The organism is Aeromonas sp. BIGb0445, from assembly GCF_024809075.1.
GTDB lineage: Bacteria > Pseudomonadota > Gammaproteobacteria > Enterobacterales > Aeromonadaceae > Aeromonas > Aeromonas rivuli.
The window spans coordinates 60,131-72,424 of the sequence record NZ_JANUES010000006.1; the positions used below are offsets into that span (position 1 = coordinate 60,131).

Sequence of the window (12,294 nt, forward strand, 5' to 3'; positions counted from 1 at the left end):
AAAGCCCGCAGGAGAAATCCATGTCATCCGTCGCTACCCATCACTGTCATCAACCCGTCTTGCATCAGGGTAATCCCCTGGCCGAACAGAAGACCCGCTGGGCCGTGCTGCTGACTCTCATCATGATGGTGGCGGAGATCAGCGGTGGCTGGGTATTCAACTCCATGGCGCTGCTGGCCGACGGCTGGCACATGAGCTCCCATGCGCTGGCACTCGGTCTCTCGGTGCTGGCCTATCGTGCCGCCCGCCATTATGCCCGGGATTATCGTTTCAGCTTCGGCACCTGGAAGATCGAAGTGTTGGGGGGCTTTACCAGTGCCCTGCTGCTGGTGGGAGTGGCGGGCTTGATGCTATTCGAGTCGGTGGCTCGGCTGCTGGATCCCAGCCCCATTCACTACCAACAGGCGATCGCCATCGCCTTGCTCGGTCTGCTGGTGAACCTGGCCTGTGCCTGGTTGCTCAAGGAGGATCATCACCACGGCCATCATGACCGTCACCATGGCCACGATCATCACGATCATCATCACGATCATCATCAGGATCATCATCAGGATCATCATCATCACGGCCATCAGGATCTGAACCTGCGTGCCGCTTACCTGCACGTGCTGGCGGATGCGGCGACTTCGGTGCTGGCCATCTTCGCGCTGGTCGGGGGCATGCTGTGGGGCGCCGACTGGCTGGATCCTCTGATGGGCATTGTGGGCGCCGTGCTGGTGGCCGTCTGGGCAAAGGGCCTGCTGCGCGACACCGGGCTGGTACTGCTGGATGCCGAGATGGATGCCCCCGTGGTGGCGGAGATCCGCGAGCTTATTGCCACCCTGCCCGGCGCCGAGATCCGCGATCTGCACGTCTGGCGAGTCGGTCAGTGGCAATATGCCGGGGTGCTGTCACTGGCCATGGCGGATCCGGTGCCGGCCCGGCAGATCCGCGAGCAACTCGCCATCCACGAGGAGCTGGTGCATCTCACCATCGAGATAGCACAGGCCTGATGCTCCAGGCTGGGGCGGTGCTCTCCTCTTGCTCTTGGGCGATCTCATAGGGGAGGGGCTCATCAGCCCCTTGTACAGGGCGAGCAGGGGGTGTCCATCGTTATCTGACGATCCCTCTTAGGGGTGAGGATGGTGTTCCTCACCGGCGCTGTGTTGCCAGACGGCGCCCAGCAGCAGCTTGAGGAACAGCTTGGGTGGATCGTCCAGCAAGTGGCCCGATTCCAGTTGCAGCTGACCATCGGCGCGAAAACTCAGGCTGGCATGGACTGTGCCGGTCTCATCCAGGATCTGGAGCAGGCCGTCGAGGGCAGGGTGCTTGGTGGGCTGGCAGCGCAGCCGCAACTCGCGGGGCTCTCCCAGCAGGGTGAAGGCTCGGCACAGGGGCGGTGTCTCTTCATAATCGGGCCAGCTGAAGAAGTGATACTGCTCCGCCAGGGCCCCCGCCAGCTGGCAGAATTGGTTAAACAGCTGGTTGAGGGCCTGATATTCCCTATCCAGCTGCCTGGCGTGCTCCTCGATCCTTGTCATATGGCATACCCTCTCTATCTATTTGATCCTAATTTGGTTTTTCTGAATCTTGTCGCCTTGTCCCAGTTGTGAGGCTAAATAGTCCCCCGGTCTGTGAGCCCGATCCAACTTCTGTTATGAAAACGTTATCTTGTTGAAAGTGTATGACTTTTATGCAAAACCGCTCACGTTTGCATCCCAGGCCGCTGATTAATATGGTTCTGCTCGGCACTGACCGGGCCTGAACGTCTCGACCGTCGGGACTCACACAGCGGGAATAATAAAAAACATGGATATGAAAAAGACCAAGGTGGCGCTGGTAACAGCCTCACTGCTGACCCTATTGTCCGGCTGCAATGGCAGCGGCTCCGATAACGACAGTGGTAGTGGCACCGATCCGGTTGCCCGGCTGCCCAAGATGGATCCTCCCAAGGAGTTGCTGGTAGCGGGACCGAATGAGGCGGTGATCGCCCTGGTAGACACCCAGTCTGCCGCGGCGCGCGGGGTGGATGGCCCCTTCGCCAGTTACAGCCTGCACCTGTGGAACAACGATGCCTGCAGCGCCACCGCCGCCAGCGGCCTGAATGCGAGCTGGGATGATGGGAGCAAGACGCCAGCCAGTGCCGACAGCGTCGGCCCGGCCTGGGTGGTGCCCCTCGACAAGCTGGAAGGCTGCATCAACTTTATCGCCCGGGATGGTTCCCTCGGCAACCTGACTGGCAGCGACATGAAGGTGATCTTCCAGGATCACCCGGATCGCACCGTCGCCATCCTGGCAGGCAAGGGGGATGTCTATGGCAGCCGGGCCGAGGCGTTCAACGCCGCCTTCGGGGTGGCGGGGGCCAGTGCCCATCTCATCGACGGCAACACCCTGATCTGGCAAGGGGGCAAGGACAAACCCCATGTGCGTCTCTACTACACAGAGTCAGGCACCATCACCGCCAATGGCGAGGGGGTGTTTGACTTCCCCTACCTCAAGCTGACCCCGACCAGCCTCTCGGCCTCGCAGCAGGCCAAGTATCCGCACCTCAAGGACGCCGCCGCATTCGCTTTGCCTGCCGGTAAGGACCTCAAGCCCTTGCTCAAGGGGGAGTTGGTGGCAATTGGTACCGACCAGGAGGGGATCTTGCAAGCGGCGACCCTGGTACAGAGCGCTGGCGCCCTGGATGCTGTCTATGCCGAGGCCGCCACCAAGCTGGCCTACGGCGCCATAGCGGAAGGGGGCAACGTCAGCTTCCGGCTCTGGGCACCGACGGCGAAGTCGGTCAAGCTGGCGCTGTTCGATGAGCAGCACAAATCCCTAGGCGAGCGCGCCATGACGCTGGATGAGGCGAGCGGCAGCTGGAGCCTGCAGGGTGGCAGCGAGCTGGTGGGCAAGTTCTACCGCTATGCCGTCGAGGTCTATCACCCCCTCAGCCGCAAGCTGGAGTCCTATCAGGTGACCGACCCCTACTCCCTGAGCCTGGCCATGAACTCCGAGTTCAGTCAGGTGGTGGATCTCGACGATCCGGCCCTCAAACCCGTGGGTTGGGATAGCCTGAAGGCCCCCCACAGCCAGGCCAATCCGGCCGATATCGTCATCTATGAGGCCCATGTCCGGGACTTGACCGGCAACGACGACTCCACTCCGGCCGAGCATCGCGGCAAGTTCCTCGGCCTGACCGACAGCGACAGCGTCCCCGTCACCCACCTGAAATCCCTGGCCAAGAGCGGCGTCAGTCACCTGCACCTGCTGCCGGTGTTCGACATCGCCACCATTGACGAAGATCCGGCCAAGGTCGCCAACCTCCAGGATGACTTCAGCAAGCTGTGCGAGGTCAATCCCGAGGTCAAGAACTCCAGGTTCGCCAGCCACTGCGGCGGCGGCCAGACCATTGCGGCCGTGCTTGGCGATCTGCAGATGAGCGACAGCAAGGAGAATCCTGTAGTGCAGGAGCTTTACGGCTATCTGCGCGGGGTGGACTCCTTCAACTGGGGTTATGACCCCTACCACTACAGCACCCCGGAAGGCTCCTACGCCACCAACGCCGAGGGCACGACCCGGATCAAGGAGTTCCGCGAGATGGTGCAGGCCATCAAGCAGAACATCGGCATGAACGTGGTGATGGACGTGGTCTACAACCACACCAACGAGGCGGGGCTCGGCTCGAAATCCGTGCTCGACAAGATAGTGCCCTGGTACTACCAGCGCCTCAATCCCGAGACCGGCTCGGTGGAGAACTCCACCTGCTGCTCCAACACGGCGCCGGAACACGCCATGTTCGCCAAACTGATCGACGATTCCCTGGTGACCTGGGCGCGGGACTACAAGATCGATGCCTTCCGCTTCGACTTGATGGGTCACCATCCCAAGGATCAGATGGTGCAGGCCCTGGCGGAGGTGAAGAAGGTCAACCCCGAGATGTACTTCTACGGCGAGGGCTGGAACTTCGGCGAGGTGGAGAACGACAAGCGCTTCGTGCAGGCGACCCAGCAACACCTGGCCGGGACCGGTATCGGCTCCTTCTCCGACCGGTTGCGGGACGCGGTGCGCGGCGGCAGCCCGTTCGACGGCGGTGAAGGCATTCGCAAAGCCCAGGGCTTCGGCAATGGCGCCTTCGTGGCTGCCAACGAGCTGGACGGGGTCGAGCTTGCCACCGCCCTGCATCAGTCCGATCTGGTGCGTCTGGGCATGGCCGGCAATCTCAAGGCGTTCGTACTGACCGACAAGGATGGCGTGGCGAAGAAGGGGGCGGAGATCGACTACAACGGTCAGGCCGCGGGTTATGCCCAGGATCCGACCGAAGTTCAGAACTACGTCTCCAAGCATGACAACCAATCCCTGTTCGACAACCTGGTCTACAAGGCGCCACAAGGTGCCGATCTGGTACGGATGCAGGGGGTGTCGCTGGCGACCGCCATGCTGGGGCAGGGCATTCCCTTCACCCACGCTGGCAGCGAACTGTTGCGTTCCAAGTCCATGGAGCGCGACAGCTACGACTCCGGTGACTGGTACAACAGAGTCGATTACACCCTCGGCGACAACAACTTCGACAAGGGCTTGCCACGCAAGGATAAAGACGGCGACAACTACCCGTTGATCGAGCAGGTGCTCGGCCAGCACGCCACGCCGGGCTCGGCCGAGATGCAGCAGATGGTGAGCTTCTACCAGGAACTGGCCGAGCTGCGTCAATCCTCCCGTCTGCTGCGTCTTGGCAGCGGGGCCGAGGTGATCAAGCGGGTCGATTTTCGCAACACAGGGCCGGATCAGATCCCCGGTCTCATTGTGATGTCGGTGGATGATGGTGCGGGTGCCGGGGCGGATCTCGATCCTGCCATCGACGGCCTGGTGGTGATGATCAACGCCACCAACACCAGCCAGAGCATCGGCGATTTGCGTGACGGCAAGGGTCAAGTCATCGATCTGTCCGGCATGGTGTTGAGCGGCAAGCATCGCGGTAGCAACAGCATCGCCAATGGCGCGGCTGCTGGCAGCGGTCAGCTGACCCTGGGGGCCTGGTCCGCCGCCGTCTTCGTCAAACCGCAAGCCGGTGCCCAGGGCGCGGGTCTGCCGCTGGGCAAGAAGGGGTAGGCCAAGGAGCCATGAGCTGGGGGCAGGGCGGTAGCGCCCAACCACCTCAGAAAATAAAAGCCAGCCCGAGGGCTGGCTTTTTCATGTCCGGCATCTGCGGGGCAGTGCCGTGGCCGGTGATATTGCTGCTTAGCGCTTGCGCAGCAGGCGCAGGGCGTTGGCGGTGACCAGGGCGGTGGCGCCGGTATCGGCCAGCACCGCTATCCAGAGCCCGGTGATGCCGAGCAGGCTGGTGACCAGGAAGATGGCCTTGAGCCCCAGCGCCAGGGCGATGTTCTGGTGGATGTTGGCGAGCGCCGAGCGCGACAGCCGGATCATGGCGGCGAGGCCGCCGAGCTGGTTGTGGGTCAGGGCCGCATCGGCGGTTTCCAGCGCCACGTCGGTGCCGCCCCCCATGGCGATGCCGATGCTGGCACGCTTCATGGCGGGGGCGTCGTTGATGCCATCCCCTATCATGGCTACCTTGCGGGTCTTTGCGAGTCTGGCTATCTCCTCCACCTTGCCCTCGGGCAACAGGCTGGCCCGCCACTCCATGGCGAGCTCACCGGCGATGGCCTCGGCGGCGCGCGGGTTGTCCCCGGTCAGCATGATGCTTTGCAGCCCAAGCTCCCTCAGCTCACGCAGAGCCGCCGCGGCGTCTGGCCGGATCTGGTCGCGCAGCGCCAGCATGGCAACCGGCGCCTCTCCCATCCGGCAGAGTAAAATCACCGTCTTGCCCTGGCGTTCCAGGGCGGCGACCTGTGCCTCGAGCGCCTCGCCCAGAGCGGGAACCCGGCTCGGGGCCAGCAGTTGCCAGAGGGCGCTGTCGATGCGTCCTTCCACCCCCATGCCCGGCAGGGCGCGCAGTTCGCTTGCCGCGGCCAGGGTCAGCCCCTGCTCGCTCGCGGCGGCCACCACGGCACGGGCCAGGGGGTGATGGGAGCCCTGCTCGATGGCGGCGGCCAGGGCCAGCAACTCTGTCTCGGCTTGGCCAGTGAGGCTGACAAGCTCGGTCAGCCGGGGCTTGCCCAGGGTCAGGGTGCCGGTCTTGTCGAAGGCGATGGTATCGACATGGGCCAGTCGCTCCAGTGCCGCGCCCCCCTTGATCAGCGCCCCTTGCCGGGTTGCCGCCGCCAGGGCCGAGGTCACCGCCGCCGGGGTGGAGATCACCAGGGCGCAGGGGCAGCCGATGAGCAGCAGCGCCAACCCGCGGTAGATCCACTCGTCCCAGCTCTGGCCGAAGGCCAGCGGCGGCACTATCACCACCAGCAGGGCGACCAGCATCATGGCCGGGGTGTACCAGCGGCTGAAGCGGTCGATGAAACGCTCGATAGGGGCGCGCTGGCTCTCGGCCTCCTCGATGAGGTGCAAGATGCGGTCGATGGCGTTGTTGCCGGGCTCTGAGACCACCTCGAGGCGCAGCACCCGATCCGCCGCCAGACTGCCAGCGGGCACCTTGTCCCCCTGGCGGCGCTCTACCGGAATGGATTCACCGGTCAGGGCGCTCTCGTCAAAGGCGCCGAGGGGGTCGAGTAGGCGGGCATCGGCCGGCAGGCGGGCGCCGGGGGCGATTTCGATGATGTCGCCGGGACGCAGTTCATCGGCGGCTACCTCTTCCCGTATTTCACCATCTGCGGTGGTACGAATGCGCAGCGCCTGATCGGGCACCAGCGCCATCAGGGCGGTGACCCCGGCGCGGGCACGACCGGCGGCATAGGCCTCCAGATGTTCCCCCAGCATGAACAGCAGCAGTACCATGGCCGCCTCGGCGGTCTCGCCGAGGAAGAGGGCGCCGAGCGCTGCCACCGTCATCAGGGTCTCGATGGCGAAGGGGGAGCCGCTCCTGGTCAGGGCCCAGGCCTTGCGGGCGACGGGCCAGAGTCCCCACAGGGTCGCCAGGATGAAGAGTGGCTGGCCGAGGGTGTCGGGCAGCAGGGCCGCCACCAACATCAAGGCGGCCAGGGAGAGGGGTTGCCCATATTTGCTGAACAAGTTGCCCAATGCTGTCAGCAGAGGGCCACGCGGCTGGCCGGCGGCGGCCTTGGCACTGGCCTCCCCCTTGAGTCGGAAGCCAGCTTGCCGCACGGCGGCGGTGACGGGGTCGGGGGAGAGGCCGGGGGCGAGATCCACCACCAGCTTCTCGGTGGCAAACAGCACCCGGGCTTGCTGCACGCCCTCGACCCGGCTGACGGCGGTCTCTATCTTGCGGGCGCAGCTGGGGCAGTCCATGCCCAGCACCTGCCAGCTGTGGCGACGGCTGTTCTGAGTCGGCGAAGCCAGGGGCTCGGGGCTGTCGGCGACCGACTGATGATCATGACCAGCATGGTCGCTATGGTCATGAGCTGGCTGCGAGTCACAGCAACCCTGACTCTGGCAACTTCCTCTGGGGGGCTCTTCATCCCCCGGTGATTCGTTTACCTCCTGCTCCTGATGGGCATGGGAGGCCGTACTGGCGCTGCAGCTGACCGGGGCCGCAGTGTCGCAGCAGTGGCTGTCGTGCCCGTGTTCGTGTTGATGGGGTGCGGCCTTGCCAACGGCCTTGATGGGGGCGGCATGGGAATGGCTGCAGCAGGATTTGCTCATGATGAGTCCCTCTTGAGTGGATCCCGCCCCTGCGGGATCCCTTATGTCTGAGCCCAGTGTAAACCTTGGTGTTAAGTCCAAGGTCAAGCCCCTTTTCCCCTTCTATCGGCGGAGGGGTGGTTGGCCTACCCAGATTTATATCCCTGTGGTTGGCGGGTGTTTGTCCCCCGCCGCTGGGCCTATACTGGGACCCTGGATCCCCCCTCAATCATCAAGGACTCAAAAAATGAGCAATACCGTCACCCTGCAAGGCAACCCAGTCTCCGTTTCCGGCCAATTCCCCGTTGCCGGTGAGCAGGCCAAGCCCTTCTCCCTGGTTGCTGGCGATCTGTCCGATGCGACCCTGGCGACCTTCGCCGGTCAGCGCAAGATCCTGAACATCTTCCCGAGCGTCGATACCCCGACCTGCGCCACCTCCGTGCGCAAGTTCAACGAGCAGGCCAGCTCCCTGAACAACGCAGTGGTGCTGTGCATCTCCGCCGATCTGCCGTTCGCCCAGGCTCGCTTCTGCGGCGCCGAAGGCCTGGACAAGGTCGTCAACCTCTCCACCCTGCGTGGTGTCTCCTTCCTGCAAGACTACGGCGTGGCCTTCTCCTCCGGTCCGCTGGTGGGCCTGGCTGCCCGTGCCATCGTTGTGCTGGATGAGCAGAACAAGGTGCTGCACAGCGAGCTGGTAGCCGAAGTGGCCGACGAGCCGAACTACGCCGCCGCCCTGGCCGTGCTGTAATCTCGTAAGCACTCTGCTTGCCCGACGGCCTGCCCTGTTTCAACACAGGCGCAGGCCGTTTTTATTTCTGGCGCGGGGAGTTAGCCCCCGTGTCGTTATCCAGCCCCCAGGATCCCTGGCGGCGCCGGAGTCGGCACCATCCTTTTACTTATGGGGTCACTCTGGCTAGACTTCGCCTCCCACTTCTTCCTGCCGCGTAGCCCCATGACTTTTAACGAACTCCACCTCGATCCCGCCCTGCTGGCCGCCTTGCCTGCCGAACTGCACACCCCGACCCGCATCCAGCAACTAGCCATTCCGCTGGCATTGGCGGGACAAGATCTGCTGGCCCTGGCCCAGACCGGCAGCGGCAAGACCCTGGCATTCGGCCTGCCGCTGCTGCAACGGCTGGACTCGACCTCCGATCGGGTGCAGGGGCTGGTGCTGGTGCCGACCCGGGAGCTGGCGAGCCAGGTGAGCGCCGCGCTGCTGGGCGGTGCCGAGGCGCTGGGGCTGCGTGTGGTGACCCTGTGCGGCGGGGTGGCCCAGGAGCTGCAACAGGCCGAGCTGGCCCTGGGGCCCCAACTGCTGGTGGCGACCCCGGGGCGGCTGCGGGACTTGCTGGCCCAGCGGCTGCTGGGATTGAGCAGCCTGCAATGTCTGGTGCTGGATGAGGCGGATCGCCTGCTGGAGATGGGTTTCTGGCCCGATATCCAGTGGTTGCTGAATGCCATGCCCGCCGAGCGTCAGAATCTGCTCTTCTCCGCTACCCTGCCAACCGAGCTGGAGAGCCTGGCGAGCGGTCTGCTGCGCGAGCCGGTACGCATCGAGGCGAACCCGCGCAACGGCCTGGTGGAGGATATCGAGGAGCGGCTCTATCTGGTCAACAAGAGCGGCAAGGTGCCGGCGCTGATCGGCTTGCTGAAAGAGCAGGATTGGCCTCAGGTGCTGGTGTTTATCAGCGCGCGGGATGATGCCGACGCCGTGGCCAGGAAGCTCGCCAAGGCGGGTATAGCGGTGGCGGCCCTGCATGGGGAGAAGGAGCAAGGGGCGCGCGAGCAGGCGCTTGCCGATTTCAAGGTGGGCAAGGTGCGGGTGCTGGTGGCCACGGATCTGATGGCGCGCGGCATCCATGTGGAGGCGCTGCCGGTGGTGATCAACCTGGACCTGCCCGCCAGCGCCCCCGTCTATGTGCATCGCATCGGCCGCACCGCCCGCGCCGGGCGCAAGGGGCTCGCCATGTCCCTGGTCTGCCACGGCGAGACCGAGACCCTCGCCGCCATCCGCACCCTGACCGGTCGTGAGCTGGCGCTGGCCGAGCTTGAAGGCTTCCCGGTGACCGACCAGCCCGCCAGCGGGGAGGGCAAGCGCGCCCCCAGAGACAAGCAGGCGAATCGCCGCACCGCCAACAAGCGCAGCGTCAAGCAGTTCAAGGGCAAGGCGTGATGCCGCTCGCTGCCGCCTGAGATAGCGCCTCCCAGCTGGTCAGTATCAAAGGACGCCTGTTTCGCTATGCTGCATGGGTGAAATCATGGAGGGATAAGCGATGACGACTTTGGTAATGGGCCCCCTGCTGGGGCTCGAATCCGACACTCAATACAGTATCTGTTTTCTGGCGGGGGCGGACTGCAAGGGGGCTGACGTCAGAGTCAATGGCAAGCTGCTGGCCGCCAGCAAGCAGGCGGATACCCCCAAAGGCGGCTTCTGGCGAGCGCTCTGGTCGGCCCCCGCCAAGGCCAAGACCAGCACCATAGGCTACGAGATCCTGCTGGATGGGGTGCCCGCCCAGGATCTGGCCGGGGCCAGCCAATGGCAGTTTCATCTGCCGGGTCTGAAAGATCAGGTGCTGATTGGCTATGCCTCCTGCAACGGTTTCTCCGACTTGAAGCTGCTCACCTCCACCCCCCAGCCCTACGCCATGTGGGACAAACTTGCCGCCGAACACCAGGCGCATCCCTTCTCCCTGCTGCTGATGGGCGGGGATCAGGTCTATGCCGATTCTCTCTGGACCCAGGTGCCGACCCTGAAGGCCTGGAACGAGCTGGACAGGACCGAGAAGGTCAAACGCAAGGCGACCCGCACCATGGAGGAGCAGCTCGACCGTTTCTATTGCGAGCTCTACTGCAAGCAGTGGGGCCGCCCCGAGGTGGCGCGCATGCTGGCCCGGGTGCCCAATGCCATGATGTGGGACGATCACGACATCTTCGATGGCTGGGGCAGCTACCCCGCCGACTTGCAGGGCTGCGAGGTCTATCGCGCCATCTACGCCGCCGCCGCCAAGTATTTCCGGCTGTTCCAGCTGCGCTCCGGCGCCAATGGCTCCTTGCTGGATCCGGCGGCCCTGAGTCACCACTCCTGGCGGCTGACCTTTAGGGGCTATCAGATCCTGGCGCTGGACAACAGGGCAACCCGCACTCAAACCCAGGTGATGAGCCGGGGGCAGTGGGATCAGGTGAATAGCGCTCTGGCCGCCTGCAGCGAGGGGCACCTGCTGGTGATGGCGGGGGTGCCGGTGGTCTATCGGGACTTCTCCTTCACCGAGGCGGCGCTGGATGCCACCCCCTGGGAGGAGGAGCTGACCGACGATCTCAAGGATCACTGGCGCGCCAAGGCCCACGAGGGGGAGCGGGCCCGCCTCATCATGCGACTGCTGGACAACGCCCAGCAGCGGCGCAAGGCCGACAAGGGGGCGTCCAGAACCCTGATCCTGTCCGGGGATGTGCACGTGGGTTGCCTCGGGGTCATCCAGGACCGGCGGGTGGGCAAGGGGGTGATGAATGTGCACCAGCTGGTCTCCTCCGGCATAGTGCATCCCTGCCCGACCCAGTTCCAGTGGATGGGGATCCTCGCCATGACCAATGACGATCCCGAGTACCTCGACGAGAGCCGGCTGATCCGCACCGAGCTGATCAAGCCGTTCGGCGCCCCCGTCTATCTGCGCACTCGCAACTTCGCCACCTTGCAGATGGGCAGCGATGGCAAACTGTGGGCCAACTGGCATTGTGAAAATGGTCTGACGGCCAGCTACCCGCTGGCCTGAGGGAGTGGAGGGTGTAAATAGGGCCGTTCGGGGCCCTTTTTTCATGGCTTAGCGACTGGCCAGGGGGTAGGTAAAGAGGGCCAGGTGGGCGAAGTTGAACAGGAAGTGGACTGCGATGGCGATGCTCAGGCGACCACTCCAGTGAAACGCCAAGCCGTAGCAGAGCCCGGCCAGGGCGGCGAAGCCGACCAGCAGCGGGCCGCCAGCCAGATGGGCCATGCCAAAGAGCCCGCTTGCGATCAGCAAGCCCGTCAAGGGGGTGAAGCGCTCACTCAGCCGCTGTTGCAGGCAGCCGCGAAACAGCGCCTCTTCCGAAACGCAAGTGAGCAGCAGATTATTGAGGGCAAACAGCCACCACCAGCTGGGCAGGCCCACCTCGGGTTTGAGGGCGCCCACTCCCCAGGCCGTCAATAGCAAGCCCGCAAGGGGAAGGGTGAGCAGGAGCAGCGGCCGCCAGCGTATCAGGCCTCCCGGCCCCAGCAGATCTCGCCAGGCGAGCAGCAGGCCGAACAGGGCCAGGGGCTTGTCCAGATTCAGATAGAGGCTAAAGGGGACGCTGGCCGGTCCCGCCTGCACCTTGTCCAACATCTTCAAATTTTCGAAGCCGGGGAGCTGGTGGAGCATGAGTGCCAATGCCCAGAGCAGCACAAGCCCCCGGGCGGCGGGGCGACAGGAGGCGGGCAGGCGATGCAGGTTGCCCGCCAGGGCGAGCCCCATCACGACCAGACTGAGGGCGAGGGGGCTGAGTCGCCCCATCAGCAGGGCGGCCAACAGACAAAGTACGAGCAGCAGAGCGCCCGCGCGCCACTGCCGGGCCAGGGTGAGCCCTGTGCTGGCAGCCAGCAGGGCCCAGACAAGCATATCGATAGGGAGAGACAAATCCGGGCTCCGGCGCACTAAAAGGGCGCAGAGCATA

Annotated in this window: 7 protein-coding genes and 1 pseudogene; 5 read left to right on the plus strand and 3 right to left on the minus strand. The window is 64.4% G+C overall.

The window, feature by feature from the left end; all coding sequences use genetic code 11:
- The first annotated feature begins 20 nt into the window (after positions 1–20).
- Positions 21–992: a CDF family Co(II)/Ni(II) efflux transporter DmeF gene (gene dmeF / locus M2367_RS13550; protein ID WP_259236986.1), complete on the plus strand. Its 972-nt coding sequence runs from the start codon at positions 21–23 to the stop codon at positions 990–992.
- A gap of 117 nt (positions 993–1,109) precedes the next feature.
- On the opposite strand, the gene M2367_RS13555 is transcribed toward dmeF, so the two are convergent.
- A complete protein-coding gene (locus M2367_RS13555) occupies positions 1,110–1,520 on the minus strand; it encodes a hypothetical protein (RefSeq protein WP_259236987.1) in 411 nt (136 codons plus the stop codon).
- A 268-nt stretch (positions 1,521–1,788) separates the two neighbouring features.
- On the opposite strand from M2367_RS13555, the pseudogene pulA reads away from it, so the two are divergent.
- Positions 1,789–5,064, plus strand: a pseudogene (gene pulA, locus M2367_RS13560) (pullulanase-type alpha-1,6-glucosidase); the annotation flags it as partial.
- A 135-nt stretch (positions 5,065–5,199) separates the two neighbouring features.
- Here the strand turns inward: pulA and M2367_RS13565 are convergent.
- Positions 5,200–7,632: a zinc/cadmium/mercury/lead-transporting ATPase gene (locus tag M2367_RS13565; protein WP_259236989.1), complete on the minus strand. Its 2,433-nt coding sequence runs from the start codon at positions 7,630–7,632 to the stop codon at positions 5,200–5,202.
- A gap of 226 nt (positions 7,633–7,858) precedes the next feature.
- Between M2367_RS13565 and tpx the strand changes: the two genes are divergently transcribed.
- From tpx to M2367_RS13580, 3 genes are all read left to right on the plus strand, one after another.
- A complete protein-coding gene (gene tpx / locus M2367_RS13570) occupies positions 7,859–8,359 on the plus strand; it encodes a thiol peroxidase (RefSeq protein WP_259236990.1) in 501 nt (166 codons plus the stop codon).
- Positions 8,360–8,563: 204 nt separating this feature from the next.
- Positions 8,564–9,784, plus strand: a complete 1,221-nt coding sequence (locus M2367_RS13575) for a DEAD/DEAH box helicase (RefSeq protein WP_259236991.1) — start codon at positions 8,564–8,566, stop codon at positions 9,782–9,784.
- Positions 9,785–9,884: 100 nt separating this feature from the next.
- Positions 9,885–11,378 carry an alkaline phosphatase D family protein gene (locus M2367_RS13580; RefSeq protein ID WP_259236992.1) on the plus strand — a complete coding sequence of 498 codons (1,494 nt, stop codon included), beginning with the start codon at positions 9,885–9,887 and terminating at the stop codon, positions 11,376–11,378.
- Between the two features lie 48 nt (positions 11,379–11,426).
- Here the strand turns inward: M2367_RS13580 and M2367_RS13585 are convergent, their stop codons facing one another.
- Positions 11,427–12,239 (minus strand): CPBP family intramembrane glutamic endopeptidase, encoded by an 813-nt coding sequence (locus M2367_RS13585; protein ID WP_259237059.1) that lies wholly within the window; start codon positions 12,237–12,239, stop codon positions 11,427–11,429.
- Positions 12,240–12,294 lie beyond the last annotated feature (55 nt).